This window comes from Streptomyces sp. 5-10 (assembly GCF_014712245.1).
GTDB classification, from domain to species: domain Bacteria; phylum Actinomycetota; class Actinomycetes; order Streptomycetales; family Streptomycetaceae; genus Streptomyces; species Streptomyces violaceusniger.
In genome coordinates, this window is the sequence record NZ_JACVYG010000005.1 from 107,611 (window position 1) to 126,212 (window position 18,602).

Annotated in this window: 20 protein-coding genes and 1 pseudogene; 7 read left to right on the forward strand and 14 right to left on the reverse strand. The window is 72.2% G+C overall.

What is annotated here, in order from left to right; genetic code table 11:
- Window positions 1-66: 66 nt before the first annotated feature.
- Window positions 67-555, reverse strand: coding sequence for a MarR family winged helix-turn-helix transcriptional regulator (locus IEJ02_RS08210; RefSeq protein WP_191064128.1), 489 nt, complete (start codon window positions 553-555; stop codon window positions 67-69).
- A 93-nt stretch (window positions 556-648) separates the two neighbouring features.
- Window positions 649-1,503, reverse strand: a complete 855-nt coding sequence (locus tag IEJ02_RS08215; RefSeq protein ID WP_191064129.1) for a LysR family transcriptional regulator — start codon at window positions 1,501-1,503, stop codon at window positions 649-651.
- Window positions 1,504-1,571: 68 nt separating this feature from the next.
- Here IEJ02_RS08215 and IEJ02_RS08220 point away from each other — a divergent pair, with 68 nt between their 5' ends.
- Window positions 1,572-2,513 (forward strand): EamA family transporter, encoded by a 942-nt coding sequence (locus tag IEJ02_RS08220; protein ID WP_191064130.1) that lies wholly within the window; start codon window positions 1,572-1,574, stop codon window positions 2,511-2,513.
- Window positions 2,514-2,583: 70 nt separating this feature from the next.
- Here the strand turns inward: IEJ02_RS08220 and IEJ02_RS08225 are convergent, their stop codons facing one another.
- From IEJ02_RS08225 to IEJ02_RS08250, 6 genes are all read right to left on the reverse strand, one after another.
- Complete coding sequence (locus tag IEJ02_RS08225; protein WP_191064131.1) at window positions 2,584-3,333, reverse strand: nucleotidyltransferase domain-containing protein; 750 nt, start codon at window positions 3,331-3,333, stop codon at window positions 2,584-2,586.
- Between the two features lie 230 nt (window positions 3,334-3,563).
- Window positions 3,564-4,646 (reverse strand): SDR family oxidoreductase, encoded by a 1,083-nt coding sequence (locus IEJ02_RS08230; protein WP_191064132.1) that lies wholly within the window; start codon window positions 4,644-4,646, stop codon window positions 3,564-3,566.
- Window positions 4,647-4,693: 47 nt separating this feature from the next.
- The gene (locus IEJ02_RS08235; protein ID WP_191064133.1) at window positions 4,694-5,152 is read right to left on the reverse strand and encodes a MerR family transcriptional regulator; all 459 of its coding nucleotides are present in this window, start codon (window positions 5,150-5,152) and stop codon (window positions 4,694-4,696) included.
- 78 nt (window positions 5,153-5,230) lie between these two features.
- Window positions 5,231-5,932, reverse strand: a complete 702-nt coding sequence (locus IEJ02_RS08240) for an MFS transporter (protein ID WP_191064134.1) — start codon at window positions 5,930-5,932, stop codon at window positions 5,231-5,233.
- Complete coding sequence (locus tag IEJ02_RS08245; RefSeq protein WP_223863569.1) at window positions 5,901-6,542, reverse strand: TetR/AcrR family transcriptional regulator; 642 nt, start codon at window positions 6,540-6,542, stop codon at window positions 5,901-5,903. The genes IEJ02_RS08240 and IEJ02_RS08245 overlap by 32 nt, the downstream gene beginning before the upstream one ends.
- 96 nt (window positions 6,543-6,638) lie before the next feature.
- Window positions 6,639-7,049, reverse strand: a complete 411-nt coding sequence (locus IEJ02_RS08250; protein ID WP_191064135.1) for a LysR substrate-binding domain-containing protein — start codon at window positions 7,047-7,049, stop codon at window positions 6,639-6,641.
- On the opposite strand from IEJ02_RS08250, the gene IEJ02_RS08255 reads away from it, so the two are divergent.
- Entirely contained in the window at window positions 7,048-7,503 is a 456-nt protein-coding gene (locus tag IEJ02_RS08255) for an aromatic-ring hydroxylase C-terminal domain-containing protein (protein ID WP_191064136.1), read from the forward strand. The two genes, IEJ02_RS08250 and IEJ02_RS08255, sit on opposite strands and share 2 nt — an antisense overlap.
- Before the next feature lie 49 nt (window positions 7,504-7,552).
- On the opposite strand, the gene IEJ02_RS08260 is transcribed toward IEJ02_RS08255, so the two are convergent.
- The gene (locus IEJ02_RS08260) at window positions 7,553-8,008 is read right to left on the reverse strand and encodes a DUF6010 family protein (protein WP_317985764.1); all 456 of its coding nucleotides are present in this window, start codon (window positions 8,006-8,008) and stop codon (window positions 7,553-7,555) included.
- Between the two features lie 282 nt (window positions 8,009-8,290).
- Between IEJ02_RS08260 and IEJ02_RS08265 the strand changes: the two genes are divergently transcribed.
- Complete coding sequence (locus IEJ02_RS08265) at window positions 8,291-9,028, forward strand: class I SAM-dependent methyltransferase (protein WP_191064137.1); 738 nt, start codon at window positions 8,291-8,293, stop codon at window positions 9,026-9,028.
- A 190-nt stretch (window positions 9,029-9,218) separates the two neighbouring features.
- Here the strand turns inward: IEJ02_RS08265 and IEJ02_RS08270 are convergent, their stop codons facing one another.
- Entirely contained in the window at window positions 9,219-9,965 is a 747-nt protein-coding gene (locus tag IEJ02_RS08270) for an SDR family NAD(P)-dependent oxidoreductase (protein ID WP_191064138.1), read from the reverse strand.
- Window positions 9,962-10,279 carry a hypothetical protein gene (locus tag IEJ02_RS08275; RefSeq protein WP_137976510.1) on the reverse strand — a complete coding sequence of 106 codons (318 nt, stop codon included), beginning with the start codon at window positions 10,277-10,279 and terminating at the stop codon, window positions 9,962-9,964. Before IEJ02_RS08275 ends, IEJ02_RS08270 begins: the two co-directional genes overlap by 4 nt.
- Window positions 10,280-10,349: 70 nt before the next feature.
- Between IEJ02_RS08275 and IEJ02_RS08280 the strand changes: the two genes are divergently transcribed.
- Together IEJ02_RS08280 and IEJ02_RS08285 are read left to right on the forward strand one after the other, a co-directional pair.
- Complete coding sequence (locus IEJ02_RS08280) at window positions 10,350-11,249, forward strand: LysR family transcriptional regulator (protein ID WP_191064139.1); 900 nt, start codon at window positions 10,350-10,352, stop codon at window positions 11,247-11,249.
- A 36-nt stretch (window positions 11,250-11,285) separates the two neighbouring features.
- Window positions 11,286-12,140 carry a hypothetical protein gene (locus tag IEJ02_RS08285; protein ID WP_191064140.1) on the forward strand — a complete coding sequence of 285 codons (855 nt, stop codon included), beginning with the start codon at window positions 11,286-11,288 and terminating at the stop codon, window positions 12,138-12,140.
- Window positions 12,141-12,287: 147 nt separating this feature from the next.
- On the opposite strand, the gene IEJ02_RS08290 is transcribed toward IEJ02_RS08285, so the two are convergent.
- Complete coding sequence (locus tag IEJ02_RS08290) at window positions 12,288-13,934, reverse strand: glycoside hydrolase family 43 protein (protein ID WP_370467008.1); 1,647 nt, start codon at window positions 13,932-13,934, stop codon at window positions 12,288-12,290.
- A gap of 356 nt (window positions 13,935-14,290) precedes the next feature.
- Here IEJ02_RS08290 and IEJ02_RS08295 point away from each other — a divergent pair.
- Window positions 14,291-15,352, forward strand: a pseudogene (locus IEJ02_RS08295) (pectate lyase family protein); the annotation flags it as partial.
- Between the two features lie 19 nt (window positions 15,353-15,371).
- Here the strand turns inward: IEJ02_RS08295 and IEJ02_RS08300 are convergent.
- Entirely contained in the window at window positions 15,372-16,583 is a 1,212-nt protein-coding gene (locus tag IEJ02_RS08300) for an FAD-dependent monooxygenase (RefSeq protein ID WP_191064142.1), read from the reverse strand.
- Here IEJ02_RS08300 and IEJ02_RS08305 point away from each other — a divergent pair.
- Window positions 16,582-17,034 (forward strand): MarR family winged helix-turn-helix transcriptional regulator, encoded by a 453-nt coding sequence (locus tag IEJ02_RS08305; protein ID WP_191064143.1) that lies wholly within the window; start codon window positions 16,582-16,584, stop codon window positions 17,032-17,034. The two genes, IEJ02_RS08300 and IEJ02_RS08305, sit on opposite strands and share 2 nt — an antisense overlap.
- Window positions 17,035-17,083: 49 nt before the next feature.
- On the opposite strand, the gene IEJ02_RS08310 is transcribed toward IEJ02_RS08305, so the two are convergent.
- Window positions 17,084-18,589 carry an FAD-dependent monooxygenase gene (locus IEJ02_RS08310; RefSeq protein ID WP_191064144.1) on the reverse strand — a complete coding sequence of 502 codons (1,506 nt, stop codon included), beginning with the start codon at window positions 18,587-18,589 and terminating at the stop codon, window positions 17,084-17,086.
- Window positions 18,590-18,602: the final 13 nt, after the last annotated feature.

The window sequence follows — 18,602 nt, forward strand, 5'->3', positions numbered from 1 at the left end:
CTATTTGTTTCGGTTCTACTTGCCGGTCTCGACGGCCGCGTGACGGGCCGCGCGGGCGTCTCCGCTCTACTTCTCGCGCTGCCGCGCCCTCCGGGCCGGGCGGGGGCTCTCGGCGGGCGTGGCCAAATGCCCCTCGGACAGCCGGGTCAACGCCCTTATCAGCGCGGCGCGTTGGGTCTCGGGGAGCGCCGTCAGCGCCTCCCGGTGGACGCGGTCCACGATCTCCTGGCTCCGCTCGGCGACCCGCGCGCCCTCCTCGGTGACCGCGATGATCCGGGCCCGGCGATCGTGGGTCGAGGCGCGCCGCTCCGCGAGACCCGCCTCTTCCAGGGCGTCCACCGTCACCACCATCGTGGTCTTGTCCATGTCGCCGATCTCGGCGAGCTGCGCCTGGGTGCGCTCCTCCTCCAGGGCGTGGACCAGTACGCAGTGCATCCGCGGCGTCAGCCCGATCTCGGCGAGCGCGGCCGACATCTGGGTGCGCAGGACGTGGCTGGTGTGATCGAGGAGGAACGACAGGTCGGTTTCGGTCTTGGTGGGCGCCATGGCGGTCATATGGCCCAGGGTAACAATTCGATCCGTACTGGATTATCCGGAACAGTCCATCCGGGGGCCGGAGGGCCGAGGGGGCGGGGGCCGGGGGCAGGGTCAGTCGTTGCGGTAGAGGGCGGTGAGCAGTTCGACCGCGGTCTGGGTGGCGGGGTGCGGGTCGTCCCGCCACCAGGCGAGGCGCACCGCGATCGGCTCGGCGTCGCGGACCGGCCGGTAGGCGATTCCGGGCCTCGGGTACTGGTTGGCGGTGGACTCCGCCGTCATGCCGACGCAGCGGCCCGCGGAGATCACGGTGAGCCAGTCCTCCACGTCATGGGTCTCCTCCGTGGCCGGCCGGGAGTCGGGCGGCCACAGCTCCGCGGTGGTGGTGCCGGTCCTCCGGTCGACCAGCAGGGTGCGCCCGCTGAGGTCGGCCAGCCGGACCGAGCGGCGCCTGGCGAGCGGGTCGTCGGCGGCCACGGCACACAGCCGCCGCTCCAGCCCGACGATGGCGGAGTCGAAGCGGCGCTCGTCGAGCGGTCTGCGCACCACGGCCAGGTCGCAGGCGCCCTCCGTCAGCCCGGCGGAGGCGGAATTGACGCGGACGAGGTGCAACTCCGTCTCGGGATACGCCTGTGCCCAGCGGCGCTGGAAGGCGGGGGTGTGGCGGCCCAGCGCGGACCAGGCGTAGCCGACCCGCAGATGGGCGTGGCCCGATACCGCCTCCCGGATCAGGCCGTCCACCTCGGCCAGCACCCGCCGGGCGTGTGCCACCACGCGCAGCCCGGTGCCCGTCGGGGTCACCTCACGTGAGGTACGCCGCAACAGCCGTGTGCCCAGGGCGCGTTCGAGCGCGGCCAGGGTCCGGGACACGGCCGCCTGGGAGACGCCGAGCGCGATGGCGGCGTCGGTGAAGGTGCCCTCGTCGACGATGGCCACGAGGCAGCGCAGTTGCCGTAGCTCCACATCCATACGCCCATCGTATAGATGGCGCGTCGAACGCATTTTGCGTATGCGCGGGCCGAGCGGACGATCGACGCATGCGACTCGCCCCCGCGTCACGCACCCCGTCCATACGAGCGGCGGAAACCGCACACCGGACCGCGCCGACCCCTGCCGACTCCGCCTCGGGCCTTGAGCAACAGCCGACCCGGCGGCGGTTCGCCGGTGTGGCCACGATGATCGGCAGCGGGCTGTCCAACCAGACCGGCGCCGCGATCGGGTCCCATGCCTTCCCCGTCATCGGCCCGGTCGGGGTCGTCGCCGTCCGCCAGTACGTGGCCGCGATCGTCCTGCTGGCCGTCGGCAGGCCCCGGCTGCGGAGCTTCACCTGGTGGCAGTGGCGGCCGGTGGTGGGGCTCGCCGTGGTGTTCGGCACCATGAACCTGTCCCTGTACAGCGCCATCGACCGCATCGGCCTCGGGCTGGCGGTGACCCTGGAGTTCCTGGGCCCGCTGTGCATCGCGCTCGCCGGCTCACGGCGCCGCGTGGACGCCTGCTGTGCGCTGGTCGCGGCCGCCGCCGTGGTGACCCTCATGCGTCCACGGCCCTCGGCCGACTACCTGGGCATGGGGCTGGGGTTGCTGGCCGCCGTGTGCTGGGCGTCGTACATCCTGCTCAACCGCACCGTGGGGCGGCGAGTCCCCGGCGCCCAGGGGTCGGCGGCGGCCGCGGGGATCTCCGCGCTGATGTTCCTGCCGGTCGGGATCGCCGTCGCCGTCCACCAGCCGCCGACCGTGAGCGCCGCGGCGTACGCCATCGTCGCGGGCGTCCTCTCCTCGGCCGTGCCGTACCTCGCGGACCTGTTCACGCTGCGCCGCGTGCCCGCGCAGGCGTTCGGGCTCTTCATGAGCGTCAACCCCGTCCTCGCCGCACTGGTCGGCTGGGTCGGTCTGGGGCAGGGCCTGGGGTGGATGGAGTGGATCAGCGTGGGCGCCATCGTCGCGGCCAACGCGCTGAGCATCCTCACCCGGCGCGGATGACAGACCGGCGGCCGGCCCGGCGCCCCGGATGGCCTGGGGGCGGAGACTCGCTCCGCCCCCAGGCCACCGCTCAGCCCGCGGCCTCGAACAGCGCCTCCGCGGCGGCGATCGCCTCGGCCAGGGCGGTGGGCTCCGGCCGCAACCCCGCCACGATCGCATCGATGGCACGCAGGTCCGCCCGCTGGAGGAGCCGCTTCTCGTTGGTGACCCACTCACCGCGCGCCGCCAGCACCGCGTGTGCCGTCTGGAGGGCGGCGGTCGCCACCGCCCCCGCGACCTCGGTGGCCTGGCCACGTGCCACGTACGCGGCCGAGGCGTACCGCAGCGTCAAGGCCGCGCGCCCGCGCCACACCGGGGGCGCCGCCTCACGCAGCGCCTCCGGGTACTCGGGGCGGGGGAGGGTGCCCCGCAGCACCTGGTTCAGGGCGAGTTCGGCCACCACCAGATAGCTGGGGATGCCCGCGAGGTGGAACATCAGCGGCTCCCAGTGGAAGCGGCCGCGCCGCGACTCGGCGAGTTCGTGTTCCACCACCTCGAGGTCGCGGTAGTGGATGTCCACGCGCCGTCCGTCGATCGTCAGCCAGGCGCCCCCGTTGAAGACACCACCGCCCCACTCGCCGAGCTCGGAGACCGCACCCTCCCAGCCGACGGCCCGCAGGGCGGCCGGGTCGAAGCCGCCCCGGTAGTACAGGGCCAGGTCCCAGTCGCTCTCCGGGGTGTGGGTGCCCTGCGCACGCGAGCCCCCGAGGGTCACGGCGCGCACGGCGGGCAGGGCGGCGAGTCGCTCGGCGACATCGTCGAGGAACTTGTCGTCGGTCATACGGATCCGATCGTTGTGAAGTGGATGACGGGTGCCGCGGGCACACCGAACACACGCCACGCCGGAGCACGGGCTCGAACGGCGGCGTTCATACGGATCGGTGTGCGGGGTCATCACTCCATGACGTCGATCTTACCGCCCCCGCCAAGAAGCCCATGGCGGGGGAACACCGATGGACGGCGGGACGGGAACACCGGCGGACGGCGCGGGCGGTACGGGCCAGAGGCGGGTCAGCCCTTCACCAGGCCCAGGCGGAACAGGCTCTCCGCGGTGTCCAGGATGGTCGTCACCGGGTCGCGAGGGGCCCAGCCGAACACGGAACGCGCCTTCTCGGTGCGCAGGACCGGCACCCGCTCCGCCCCGCCGGCCGCTTCCCGCGCTCGTTCGTCGTCGAACTCCCGCGTGGGCACCCGGGCGGCGCGCTCGCCGAGGTGCTCCGCCAGCACCCGGGCGATCCACAGGAAGCTGACGGCCCGGTCGCCGCCGGCGAGGAAGCGCTGTCCGGCAGCGGCGGGATGTGTCATGGCCCGGAGGTGGAGGTCGGCGACGTCGCGTACGTCCACCATGCCGAAGTGCGCGCGGGGGACGGCCGACATCGCCCCCTCCAGCATCGCCCGGACGTGCTCCGTCGAAGCGGACAGCCGGGGCCCGAGCGCCGGACCGAAGATCCCGGTCGGGTTGATCACCGTCAGTTCGAGGCCGTCCCCCTCCTTCGCCACGAAGTCCCAGGCGGCCAGCTCAGCGATGGCCTTCGAGCGGATGTAGGGCGGGTTGTCGTCCTCGGGGTCGGTCCAGTCGCTCTCGTCGTACTCGTCACCGTCCTTGGGGCTGTATCCCACCGCGGCGAACGAGGACGTCATCACGACCCGCCGCACACCGTGGTCCCGTGCGGCCCTCAGCACACGAAGGGTGCCGTCGCGCGCGGGGACGATCAACTCGTCGGCGTTGTCCGGCTGGACGGAGGGGAAGGGTGACGCGATGTGGTGGACATGGGTACATCCCGCCATCGCGTCGTCCCAGCCGTCATCCGCGGTCAGGTCGGCGCCGACGATGTCGAGCCGCCCGCCGGGATCGACACCGGAGGCCGCGACGGCCGACCGGACGCTCGCGGCGGCGCTGGTGGCGGCGCTGGTGGCCGGGCCGTGTGAACGGACCGTGGTGCGGACCCGATGGCCGTTCCGCAGCAGGCCGCTGATCACATGGGTGCCGACGTAGCCACTGCCTCCGGTCACCAGGACGAGTTCGCCATCACCGGCGTCGGTACGGGAGTTGGCAACGGCGTCAGCGGACACGGGGGTCGTCTTGCCTTCCATGGGTCCTTCGGATTCCTTCCCAAGTGTGTTTCTCGCGCCGGTGTTCCTCACAGCGCGTCGATGACGTCCGTGAGCTCGTCGATCGCCCGGTGCTCCGCAACGGCGTCGGCGCGCTCCCGGGCGTCCCACATGTCCGCCTTGAGCCGCAGATAGCGCAGGCGGACCTCCATGAGCGCGATCTCCCGCTCCAGGCGGTCCGCGTTGCGCTGGAAGAGGTCACGCAGGGGAGCCGCACCCCCCGCGCCCTCGTCGAGGAGACTGAGGTAGGCACGCATGTCCCGCACGCTCATGCCGGTGGATCGCAGGCACCCCAGCGACTTGATGGTCTCCACCACGCGGGGGTGGTAGCGCCGGTGGCCGCTGTCCCGGTCGCGGTCCACCGCGGGGATCAGGCCGATCTTCTCGTAGTAGCGCAGTGTCGGCTCGGAGAGGCCGCTCAGCCTCGACACCTGCTGGATGGTCATCGGGGAGCCCCGGACCTCGGTCTCTGTCTCTGTCGCCGTCATATGACGAGCATCCGACACTTCAAGCGCTTGAGGTCAAGTGAGCGCTTGAGGTCCTTCAGGTCGGTCGAGCGCTCGAGATCAAGTGCGCCGATCGGCCTTCCGCGCCGCTCCGGAGACGGCGGGCGGGGGAGTGGGTGCGCCGGGGCGCTTCCCGGCCGTGGCGATGGGGATGTCGCGCATGAGGAGCAGCGCCCCGAGGGCGAGGAGTCCGGCGGCGCCGCCGCTCCAGGCGACGGTGGAGCCGATGGCCGTGGCGGTGGGCGCGGCCGCGCCGGAGTGGCCGATCAGGGACTGGGCGCAGGCCAGGCCGACCGCGCCACCGATCTGCTTGGTGAGCGCGGAGCCCGCGGTGGCGGTGCCCATGTCGGCACGTGGGACGGCGTTCTGGGTGGCGATGGTGAGCCCGCCCATGGCCGGTCCGGCGCCGAGCCCGACGAGCAGCAGCAGAACGGACGTCAGCGCGAGAGGGGTCGTGGCCCGCAGGGCGGCGAAGGCGGCGGTACCGCCGGTGAGCAGCCCCGCCCCGATCAGCAGGACCGGCTTGACGTGCCCGCTGCGCAGCACGGTGGCGGCGGTGAGCCGGTTGCCCAGGGCCATGCCGATGAGCAGGGGGAGCAGCAGCAGACCGGAGGCGGTGGCCGAGTGGCCGCGGACGTGCTGGAAGTACAGCGGCAGGAAGATCCCGACCGGCACCGCGGCGCCCTGGAAGAAGAAACCGGCGGCAGCGCTTCGTAGGTGTCGGGTCCGCTCACCGGGCCTCCTCTGGCGCCGTGAGCGCACCGTGCAGGAAGAGGTCCACGACTTCCTCGGTGGTCAGCGGGTCGGGGGCGCCCAGGCGCCCGGCCGACATCAGTGTCAACTGGAAGGCGTCGGCGAGCCGTTCCGGGGCGAGCCGCAGGCGGTCCCGGTCGGGTTCGAACAGCGCGGCCAGCGCGGCGCGCGGCCGGGCCAGGCTCGCCTCGCGGTCCGGGAGCCGCCCGTCCTTGCCGGGCTTGGGCGCCATGCGTTCCAGCCGCCCGGCCGCCGCGAGCGCTCCGGCGATCGCGCCGATGCGCGCCATGTGCCCGCGCACCACGTCGGCCGCCTCGGCGAGCCGGTCCGCCAGCGGCTGGTCCAGGGCGATCGACTCCAGGTGGGCCACGGTGTCATCGGGCCGCAGGGCCTCCGCCATACAGGCCGCGAGCAGGGCGTCCTTGTCCTCGAAGACCCGGAAGATGGTGCCTTCCCCGATGCCCGCGGCCCGGGCGATCTTCGCGGTCGTCACGGAGGCGCCGTATTCGACGACGAGGGGGAGCGCCGCGGCGACGATCATCGCGCGGCGCTGGTCGGGATCCATGGCCGGAGCGCGGCGACGAGACGGGGTGGCGGGGTTCTCTGCCTTCTCTGTCATGCGGGACACGGTACGGAGTGAGTACTCACTCCGTCAATGCGCATCAGCGCATCACGGAGGAGAGTGCTGGTGAGAACTCCGGTTTCGACGCCGCGGTCAGCGCGCGGCCAGCAGGGTCCGGCGCAGGGCGCGGCCCGCTTCGGACGGGGGATGGTTGCGCGAGGCGGCGAGGCCGAGGCCGTGCAGCGGCGGCGGATCGGCGAGATCGACCTGGGTGAGGCCGGGCTGCGAGGCGATGGCTTCCTCGGGCACGAAGGCGAGCCCGAGACGCCGCCGGACCATGGTCAGGGCGGTGGCGGTGTCGACGACCTCCAGTGCCACGGTGCGCTGGACCCCCGCGGCGCCGAAGAGGCTGTCGACGATGGTGCGGTCGCCCCACCCCGCGGGGAAGTCGATGAAGCGGCGTTCGGCGAGGTCGGCATAGGTCACGCCGTGGGCCTCGGCGAGGGGGTCGTCGGTGCGGCAGGCCAGCCCGAGACGTAACCGCGACACATCATCGATGATCATGCGCGCCGTCACCCTCGGACCACGCCCGGCGCGGTGGCTGCGCGACCGTCTGGCCCCGGCCGTGCTGGGTGTCGGCCGGGTGCGCGACACCATCGCCGGAGGCTTCACCGGTGTCACCCTGCGCTATCCGCGCGGACGGCGTCAGCACGCGCTCGTGGGCACCCGCGCCACCGAAGTCCCCCTCGCCGAGGGCAGGTTGACGGAACTGCAGCGGGCCGGCGGCTTTCTGCTGATCCGCCAGCGGGGCGCGTCGAGCGTCGACACCGAGGTGGCCCAGGCCGAGCGCACCGACTCCGGCCCCGCCCTGCTGGTCCGCCCCGACGGCTATGTCGCCTGGGCCGGACCCGGTGTCCGTACGAACGGTGCGTACGGTACGGACGGCCCCGGCGGCTGGCACTCCACGTGGCGGGCCTGGACCGGCCCGGCCGCCGAAGCGGTGCGCACCGGGCGCTGAACAGCAGGTGCGCAGACGGCGCCGGGCGGGCGGCCCGGCGCCGATGCCCTCATCCGTTTCCCACCGCCTGCCCGGCGGACAGGGAGTCGGGCAGGGCAGTGGCCGCCGGTTCCTCGGGCCGTCCCTTGCGGAAGGACCGGAGCAGCGATGGGCCGCCCCGGAAACACCACAGCGCGATGACCGGATCGCAGATCGCGCAGCCCAGCGACGAGCCATGGGCGAAGGGGACGATGGGGTTGCCCTTGATGTGATGCACGATGTCCCACGCGGTGTGCAGCAGCCAGCCGACGCCGATGAAGGTCCACGACTCCAGACCACGGTAGGCCACGTAGGTGGCGACCACGGTGAAGGCGAACTCCCAGCCGTCCAGGCCGCCGCCGCTGAGGTAGGCGGCGCCCGCCCCGCCGACCATGATCGCGTTGAAGCGCCGGCGGTGGGGTTCGCGGATCAGGGACATCAGCAGCGCGTAGAGGAGGCCGATGAAGACCGGAGCGATGTATTGGATCATTGCGGAAGAACTTCCTGCGGGTGACGGAACGTTGGCCGCCCGGCACGGCGAAACGCACCGTCCGCGCCACCTCCACGGACGGCTCGGTGGCGCGACCGGGAACCGGCGCGGCGACGGTTCACCACGCTAGATCCGCCCCCGGCCGCCCCACAGGGCCATTCCCGACACGTTCCAACGGATAATCGCCGGGCGGGCCGGATCATCGCCGGAACCGGGCCATCGCCGTGGCCACGGCCTCCGCCCGGCCGCCCTGCCCCGGTGGGCTCTATGCTGAGCGCGATGTCCGCACCTCAGGGCCAGGGCCCCACCTTCCGTGAACTCGTCGTCCAGGCGCTGTCCTCCGTCGAGCACGGCTACGATCTGCTGGCCCCGAAGTTCGACCACACCGCGTACCGGACCCCGGCCTCGGTGCTGACGTCCGTGACCGGCGCCCTGCGCCCGCTCGGGCCCTTCGACACCGGCCTCGACGTGTGCTGCGGAACCGGCGCGGGCATGGGCGTGTTGCGGCAGGTGTGCCGGGAGCGGATCACCGGCGTCGACTTCAGCGCGGGCATGCTGGCCGTGGCCCGGGACCGTACGCGGGCGGTGCCGGACGCCCCGCGCACGGACTGGGTACGCGCCGACGCGCGCGCCCTTCCGTTCGGGCCGGTCTTCGACCTGGCGGTGAGCTTCGGGGCGTTCGGCCACTTCCTGCCGCGGGAGCGGCCCGGGCTCTTCGCCCAGGTCCACTCCGTGCTCCGCCCGGGCGGCCGGTTCGCCTTCCCGATCGTGGCACCGGCCCGCCCGGGGTCCCGCCCGTACTGGTCACTCCTGGCGTTCGACACCGCGATGCGGGTGCGCAACGCGGTGTGGCGGCCGCGGTTCGTGATGTACTACCGGACTTTCCGGCTCGGGGATGTGTGGAAGGAGCTGATCGGGGCCGGGTTCGAGGTCGAGCTGCGTCCGCTGGAGGACCTCGGCCGCCGGGCGGAGGGCAGTCCGCGCTGCCGGCTGGTGGTGGCCACCCGGCCGGTGTGAGCGGGCCGCACGCCATGGAGCCGTTGCCCGGCAGGACGTCCAGGCCGTGCAGAACCGTTGCCCGGCACGATGTCCACGCCGCGCGCCAGGTGTCGTCCGGCACGGCGTCCAGGCCCTGCGCGACGCGCGGGAACGCCTCGGTGGCCATGTGCTCCTCGACCCCGACGGCTCCGACGGCCCCGACGACCCCCTACGCCCGCCGCCCGCCGTCGACCGACAGCGCGATCCCGGTGACGTAGGACGCCGCGTCCGAGCAGAGCCAGACCGCCGCGGCCGCGGCCTCCTGCGGGGTGGCCAGCCGGCCGAGCGGTGTGATGGCCTCCTGCATGGCGAGCATGTCGGTGCCGGCCACCACCCTTTCGAACCCGGGAGTGCGGGTCGGGCCGGGGCAGACGGCGTTGACCCGGATGTCGCGCGGCGCGTAGTCGACCGCGGCGACCTTGGTGAGCCCGACGATGCCGTGTTTGGCGGCCACGTAGGCGGGAGCGGTCGGGATCGCGTACAGGCCTCCGTTGGAGGCGATGTTGACGATCGCGCCGCCGCCTTCGAGCAGGGGCAGCTCGTACTTCATGCACAGGAAGGTGCCGGCCAGGTTGACGTGGACCACGCGCTCGAACTCGTCCAGGGGCATCTGGTCGAGCTGCCGGTGGTGCGAGGCCAGGCCGGCGTTGTTGACGGCGAAATCGAGCCCACCGTAGGCCGCGACCGTGCGCTCGACGGCCGCCCGGACGGAGTGTTCGTCGGCGATGTCGACGGGAACGGACAGTGCCTTCCCGCCGTCCTTCCTGATCATCTCGGTGGTCTCGGTCGCCGTGCTCTCGTCGATGTCGAGCACGGCGACCGCGGCGCCGGCCCGGGCGAACTCCAGCGCGGCCGCGCGGCCGATCCCACTGCCGGCGCCGGTGACCAGACCCACCTTTCCGGTCATGTCGCTCATACCAGCGGCTCGTGGTTCGCCCAGGCGACCTTGTACGGGTGCCGCGCCTGCCAGTGTTCGATGACCTCGTGCATGCCGGGCGCGGTGAACGCCTTCGCCAGCGCCTCGGTGTCGGCCACGGCCACTTGCACGATCGCGGTCGCGATCAGCGCCGGAATGGCCTCCTCGCCGGGGATGGGAAGGTGGCGCCGGGTCACGACCGACCGCACGAGACCGGAGTCGAGCATGACGCGTTCGATGTCCGTGAGGTATTGGTCGAGTTCGGTGTCGGGCAGCGGCTGATCGAAGGAAACGATCATCGTGTGGTAGATCATGCCTCGATTCTTGGGGGCGCACTCCACCGGTGTCCAAGACCGGTTGGGAATCCGGCGATAACCTGGAGGCATGATCGAACTGGAGACCCGCGAGCTCGAGTACTTCCTGGCGGTCGCCGACGAGCTGCACTTCGGCCGGGCCGCCGTCCGGCTCTCGATCGCCCAGCCGGCGCTGTCGAAGGCGATCCGGCGGATCGAGACCCGGCTCGGTGTCCCGCTGTTCCTCCGCTCCAGCCGGCGCGTCGAGCTCACTCCGGCCGGGGAGGCGTTGCGGGAGCACGGGCGGCATGCGCTCAACGCGGTCGGTGCCGCCGTCCGGAACGCCCGGCGCGCTGGAGACACCCAGGCACAGCTGCGGCTCGTGCTCAAGCCCGGTGGCGACGCCGGCCTGCTGTCCGGGATCCTGGCCGAGTACGCCCACACGCCCGACGCACGCCGGGTGGACATCCTGTTCAGCGGCCCCGCCGACCGCTCCGACATCCTGCGCGACGGCCGGGCCGACGTCGGCCTGCTCTATGCGCCGTTCGACGATCTCGACGGCCTGGCCCACGAGACGTTGCACACCGAGGACCGCGTGGTCATCGTCCCATCCGGGCACCGACTGGCCGGGCGCGCCGCGGTGCACATGTCCGACCTGGAGGGTGAGACGCTGCCGCCCTGGAAAGGGGTCCCCGGGGGCGACGGCACCGGGCCTGACGTCGCCGACGCGGTCCAGCTGCTGCACATGATCAGGGTGCGCCGGATGATCGGGGTGCTGCCCCGCTCGCTGGTCGAACCGGTCCCGGCCGACCTGGTCTGCGTCCCGGTGGCCGACGCGCCGCCCAGCCGCCTCGTGCTCGCCTGGAACGAGCGGGACCGCCGGCCGCTGGTCGCGTCGTTCGTGGCCGCCGCGCTCACCGCCCATGTCCGTACCGACACTTCCCGAGGGCCACACACGACGGCAACCGATGCGGCCGTGGCGACGACCTGAGGCTGACAACCCGTCAGCTACTCAAGGGAGTTCACAGTGCGCTCATTCCTCGCGCGCCTGGCCACCGTGCTGGCCGCCTTGGCCGCGCTGGTCGCCGCGCCCGGTGTCGCGACGGCCGCCCCGTCGCGGGTCGCCGACGACTGGAACCCGCCCGCGCACCTCGTCCAGCCGCTGGGCGAGGTGTGGAACCACGTCGAGTCGACCTATCCGGACCTCTACGGCTTCCGCAACTACGGCTGGGACCAGGTCATGGCCAACAGGGGAAGCGTCAACTACTGCGTCCGCTGGGAGTCGGACGCCCCGGTCAGCGCCGCGCTGCGCGACCAGATCCACGCCGCGCTGAAGAAGCAGTTCGCCAAGTGGATGGCGGCCATGGTGGAGAACGGCAAGGGCCACAACGCCTGGCCGTACACCAACGTGCCGGTCAACATCGTCGGCTGGGCGGTGAAGAACCGCTCGACGCTCCAGTGGACCGACAACTCGGTCGACATCTACGCCGGGAACCTCGACAGTGGCGGCGCCCCGCAGTGTTCCCCCGACTGCGGCCGCTTCTTCCACCAGGACGGCGACTACTCGCGCTGTCCCGGCGGTGCGGCCCGCCACTATGACCAGTCGCTGTGGCTGACGAAGGGGTTCCAGGGCGGGGCCGGCGGGGACTGGGGCCAGCGCGTGGGGCAGGAGTACTTCACCGGTGCGCTGGACCAGGAGAACATCCACATCTACCTGCATGAAGTCGGCCACACCTTCGGGCTCGACGACTTCTACGACTGGAGCCCGACCGGCCAGTGCTGCTTCCTCATGAAGGCGGGAAGCGCCACGCAGATCACGGAGTTCGACAAGTGGATGCTCCGTGACTTCTGGCGCCACCTGAAGAGCCGCTACGGCCTCTGAGCGCTTCCCCTGCCCGGCCGGGCAGGGGAAGTAGGCCCGCATGGTGTTCCTCCCGGCTTCCGCGGGGCGCCCTCCTGGGTGCCCCTTCCGGCAGACAGGGCACCACAATCCGCGGGGACTGGTTCCGAAGCGCCCGTCATCGGCGATCTACGAGGAAATCGGACCCACCCGGAACCAGTCGAACTCCGCCACGCCACCCGTGCGTCCGTCCGCCACGCCACCCGTGCCGTCGGCCGCCACATCGTCCATGCCCCCGGCCCCCACGCCACCCGTGCCGCCGGTCGCCGGACCGGTGGCGAAGAGTCCCAGCGTCGCCCCGATCCACTTGCCCGCCGTCGCCGGGAACGGCGCCCCGAGCGGCCTGAACCCCCGCCCGTCCACATCGGCCGCGAACTGGCACACCGCGCCCGGCCGCACACTCACCCGCAGCCGTACGGCCGAGCGCCCCCTCCGCGGCGGCACCGGCGCGACGGCGTCCACCTCGGTGGCGTCCTGCGCCGCCGTACGGCATACGAGGACGATCCGGTCACCGTCGTGGCACAGGCCCACCCAGGCGTAGGTCTCACCCAGGACCACCAGCCCGGCCCGGGACCCCGCCGTCGCGGTGGACAGGCTCATCGAGGTCGTCGCGGTGAACGACTCGGCGGGCAGCCGCTGGCCCAGCACGTTGGGCAGCAGCCGGAGGTCATGGGCGACCGGGCTCGGCCGGCAGACCAGCGCGAGCCGGCTCGGGAAGCGGCGCAGCGACCACCACGCCGGATCGGCGTTCGCCTGCCACATCCACTGCTTCCCCAGCTCCGCTCCGGTGAACTCGTCGCTGGTGGCGGGCGCGGTCACCTCCGTCGGCCCCTTCACCCGCGGCTTGGTGTGCACCAGCACCGGCGCGCCCCGGCCGCTGCCGTCGTCGGTGCCCATCACCGGCCAGCCATCGGTGCGCCACCGCATCGGCTGGAGGTGCACCACCCGTCCGTAGGCCCCACGGTCCTGGAAGTGCAGGAACCAGTCCTCACCGCTCCCGGTGGTCACCCATGCCCCCTGGTGCGGCCCGTTGACGGGGGTGTCGCCCTGCGCGAGGACGATGCGGTCCTCGTACGGGCCCCAGATGGAGCGGGAGCGGAACGCCGACTGCCAGCCGTTGGTGACGCCTCCGGCCGGAGCGAAGATCCAGTACCAGCCGTCCCGCTTGTAGAGTTTCGGGCCCTCCAGCGTGGTGTAGCCGGGGAGGTCGTCGCCGTTGATCACGATCCGGCCCTCGTCGAGCAGAGCGGTCCCGTCCGGGCTCATCCGGTGCAGGGTGAGCCGGTTGTTGATGCCGCTGCGGCTCTTCGCCCACGCGTGGACCAGATATGCCTGCCCGTCGTCGTCCCACAGCGGACACGGGTCGATCAGCCCCTTGCCCGGCTTGACCGGACGCGGTGTGCTCCACGGTCCTCGCGGGTCGGTGGCGGTCACCATGAAGATCCCGAAGTCGGGGTCGGGGTAGAAGATCCAGAACTTGCCGTCGTGATGGCGCAGGGCCGGGGCCCACACCCCTTCGCCGTGCCTGGGCTCGCTGAAGTGGTCCTTGGGCAGCAGCTCGGTCAGGGCGTGTCCGATGACGGTCCAGTTGACCAGGTCGACCGACCGCAGCACGGGCAGTCCGGGAACGCGGTTGAAGGTGGAGGCCACCAGATAGAAGTACGGGCCCACCCGGATCGCGTCGGGGTCGGACCAGTCGGCGTTGAGCACCGGGTTCTGATAGCGCCCGTCGCCCAGGTCGGCCACCCACGGCAGGTCCGCCCGGGCCGATTCCAACCCACCTCGGGTCACCGCGTCATCTGCCCCAAGTGGCCCGTCGGGCCGTGGTGTTGTTGCCGAAGCCGGGGTGGCGCCGCCGATGGCGCCGAGCACCGTCGATCCGGCGACCGCGCCGAGGCCGGTCCGTAACACCTGCCTGCGACCGTGTTCGCTCACTGTTCCCTCCGGGGCGGCTCATGGGTGTGGTGCGTCCGTCGGTAAGCGCTTGCTGCCGGAGTCTGTCAGCGGGTCGCGGCGTGGGCAAGACGGGGTGGGAATCCACCACAGGACGATGGGGCCGCCCCGGCAACCTCCTGGTGCGCGGTGACGACAGTCGCACGGCAGGAGCCGTCGAGCAGTGGGAGTGAGGGGCCATGGAAGCCGAACGTCGAGGGGTGGGACACGGCAGGCGTCGTGTGCTGGGGGTGGCCGTCGGAGCTCTGGCCTTGGCCGGTGCGGTCGCCCAGCCGGGGCAGGGGGCGTTCGCCGAGGGCGGGCGGGGGCCGGCCGCCGCGTCCTGGAGGGCCGATGTCGCCGACGGTTTCGCGTCGGTCGACGCACTCGGGCAGAACGGTACGTACGGGGGCCGGGACGGCCGTACGGTCACCGTGCGCACGCTCGCCGACCTCGAGAAGTACGCGACCGCATCCGAGCCGTACGTCATCGTCGTGGCCGCGGCGATCACCATGGACCCCAAGGGCAAGGAGATCAAGGTCGCCTCGGACAAGACGATCGTGGGCTCGGGCACGTCGGGCCAGATCGTGGGCGGTGGCTTCTTCCTGGGCCAGGGCGTGCACAACGTCATCCTCAGGAATCTGACGATCCGCGACTCCTACGAGGGCACGTGGAACGACAAGGAGCACGACTGGGACGCCATCCAGATGGACGGCGCCCACCACGTGTGGATCGATCACAACGATCTGCGCCATATGGCCGACGGGCTGATCGACAGCCGTAAGGACACCACCTGTCTCACGGTGTCCTGGAACCGGCTCCAGCAGAACAACAAGAGCTTCGGCATCGGCTGGACGGAGAACACCACGGCCGACATCACGATCCACCACAACTGGTTCCGCGAGAGCGAGCAGCGCAACCCGTCCGCCGACAACATCGCCCATGCGCATCTGTACAACAACTACCTGCAGGACGACCCCGGCACGGACATCAACTCCTCCTACGGCAACTACGCCCGGGGGAACACCAAGATGGTGCTGGAGAACAGCTACTTCCAGGGCTTCAAGAACCCCGTCATCAAGGACAGCACCGCCACCCTGGTCCAGCGCGGCAACGTCTTCGTCAACACCTCCGGCCGCAACGAGAGCGGTGGCACCGCGTTCGACCCGAAGGCGTACTACTCCTACTCCCTCGACCCCGCCGACCGGGTGCCGTCCATCGTGAGCTCCGGCTCGGGCCCCACCTCGGCCATCGGCGCCACCGGCTGACGCGGCGCCGCCCTCACGGGGCGTCGGGGGCGCCGGAGCCGTCGTAGCCGGGGAGGGCCAGCGCCGAATGCGTTTCCCGGCCTGCGCTGTTGAGCACGGCGGCCGGATCGCGCAGCGCCTTGTTGCGCCGGGCCAGGTCCTCGGTGGTGCGAGGGGAGAGGCCGGCGCTTCCCTCGCCGGCGAGGGCCTGGTTCCGCTCGGCGAACGACCGCAGGGTGCGCTCGTACCCCGCGAAGGCGTCGTCGTGGCGGGCGTGTGCGGCCAGTTCGCCGGCGAGGACGTACGCGCCGACCAGCGCCAGACTCGAGCCCTGGCCGGAGAAGAACGACGGCGCGTAGGCGGCGTCGCCGACCAGCCCGACCCGGCCCGTGGACCACCGTGGCATATGGATCTGGCTGACCACGTCGAAGAAGAGGTCGTCGCTGTCGCGCATGGCGGCGACCATGCGCGGGACCTCCCAGCCGTACCCGGAGAACACCTCGGCCACGAGGTCGCGCTGGGCGGTGGGGTCGCGGAAGGCGTCGAAGGGCGGTTCGGGGCGCAGGAAGCTGAGGAAGGCGTGGACCCGGTCGTCGTCGCGGGGCGCGTAGAGGACGGCGGTCCGGCCCGGGACGTTCCAGGTGAGCCCCTCGTGTGCGAGCCCCAGGTGGTTGGGCATGGTGAATCCGGCGAAGCAGTGGTCGAGGTAGCGGTGGTAGCGCTCCTCGGGGCCGAACGCCAGGCTCCTGGTGTGCGAGTGGATGCCATCGGCGCCGATGACCAGGTCGAAGGTGCGCCGGGCGCCGCCGCGGAAGGTCACGTCCACCCCGCCGTCGTGGTCGTGGAGGGTGGCGATGGAGTCGTTGAAGAGGATGTCGACGTCGTCCCGGATCGCGCCGTAGAGGATCTCGGCCAGCTCTCCGCGCGGGATTTCGATGTCATGGCCTTCCTCGCCGCCGGAGATGGCCTCGGGCCGGACGGCGGCGATCGGATCGCCTTGCTCGTCGAGGAAGGAGATCCGGCGGATGCCGACGTGGGCGTCCCGGAGCCGGGGGAGCACCCCCATCCGCCGGACGACCTCGACCGCGGTGCCGCGGATGTCGATGGGGTAGCCGCCACCGCGCAGTGCGGCCGCCTTCTCGACGAGGGTGACCGCGAAGCCGTACCGGCGGAGCCAGTAGGCCAGCGCGGGACCGGCGATGCTGGCGCCGGAGACCAGGACCGTACGCCACGGTGCGGTGTTCATGGCGCCCCGTCTGACGCAGCTCAGCGGCGCCCTGAACCGAGGCCGGGCGACCGAGCGCGCCATGGAGGCCGCCGGCGTATCCGTGGACCGCCCCGGGATGTCGGTGCTGGTCGCCCTGCATCTGGCGGGCACCCCACTGCGCGTGGGGGAGATCGCCGCGCGGCTGCAGGTGGTCGGGCCCCATGTCACCCGGCAGGTCAACGAGTTGGCGCGGCGGGGGCTGGTCCGCCGGGTCACCGATCCGGACGATCAGCGGGCCCGGCTCATCGAGCCGACCGCCGAGGGAGCGGCGGCCACCGACCGCTATATGCGGACCGTCCTCGGATGGTTCAGCGACGCCCTCGCCGGCTGGAGCCCCGATGACCGCGAGGTGTTCGGCCGCCTTCTCGCACGCTTCGTCGACGACCTCACCGCCCACCTCAACGCCTTCGGCGACGATCGGCCCGCATGAGCTGATACCGGGGCGGTCCGCGCTGCCCGCGCGGCCTATGGGAAACGGCCTAGGGGAAAGGGGGAAGGACGGGGCGAAGGTAGGCGTCGATGGCCGCCTGATCGTGGCTGCGGATGGCGATGTGCCCGTCGGGGCGGACCAGGACGCACTCGCCGTCGGTGGCGGCGTACGCCCGCCGGGCGTGGCCGCCGGTGTCGGTGATCTCGCCACCGACATCGCCACCGATCTCGCCGTCGATGGCCACGGCGCGGACCGCGGGGTGCGGTGGCCGGGGCCGTACCCCGAATCCGTAGAGCGTCCAGTGGCCGCCGCGCTGGAGGTCGAACAGCCGCACCCGCCGCCCGTCGGCCCGGTGGCAGGGAGCGTCGGGTGCGCGGTCCCCGGCGCTCGGCCCCTCCGCCTCCGCGGGCCCGGCGGGGGCGAGGGGCCCACCACGGTAGGTGTGACCCGTCTGCAGCATCCGCTCGGTGTCCTCGCCGTGCTCGCCGACGCCCTGTCCCATGAGGCGGGAGGACAGGCCGAGCACGGCCGCCGCCACCGGAAGCCGCTCGGCCTGGTAGGTGTCCAGGAGTGACTCGTCGGCGCCGTGGAGCACGGCGGCCAGCTTCCAGCCGATATTGACGGCGTCCTGGATGCCGGTGTTCATACCCTGGCCGCCGGCGGGGGAGTGGACGTGTGCGGCGTCCCCGGCGAGGAAGACCCGGCCCACGCGGTAGCGGTCGACCATACGGACGTTCAGCCGCCAGCGCGAGAGCCATGTGGCCTCGCGCAGCCGCACCGCGTCCGGCCCGATCAGCGTGTCCACGATGCGCTGGAAGGTCTCGAGGGTCGGTTCGCCGGTGTCGCCGGGGGCGATGGGCGCCTGGATCTGGAAGGTGTCGGTGGCCGGCAGCGGACACAGCGCGACCGAACCGCCCTGGGGGTCCTGCCAGATGTGCCAGTGGTCGCGGTCCAGGCCGTCCAGCCGGACATCGCCGAGCAGCATCCGCTCGTCCTCGTCGGTCTCGCCGAGGAACGCGACGTCCAGCAGGCGGCGGACCGTCCCCGAGCCGCCGTCGGCGCCGATCGCATAGCGGGCCGTGGCGCGCGCACCGTCGGCGAACACCACCTCGACATGGCCGGTGTGCCGCACCAGATCGGCGACCGGGCTGTTCCACTCCACCTCGGTGCCCAGCTGGTCCAGGCGCTCGCGCAAGGTCTCCTCCACCCGCCACTGCGGGATCAGCAGGGTGCGGGCGTACGGGCTGTCGGGCGTCGGCTCGGCGCCGCCGCTGAGGTCCACGTCCCGGAAGGTGCCGTCGGCGTCGTGGAACCGGACCGGCATGCGGAAGCGGCCGAGGGTGATCAGGCGCCCCGCCACCCCGAGGTTGTCCAGGACTTCCAGGGTGCGAGGTTGCAGCCCCTTGCCGCGCGAGCCGTTGAAGGGGGCCGCCGCACTGTCGGCGACGCGGACGCTGACACCGCGTCGGGCGAGTTCGCAGGCGGCGGTGAGGCCGGTCGGACCGGCGCCCACGACCAGCACATCGCAGTCGGTGGCGGGGGTGGTGGTGTCCATGGTGGCGCTCCAG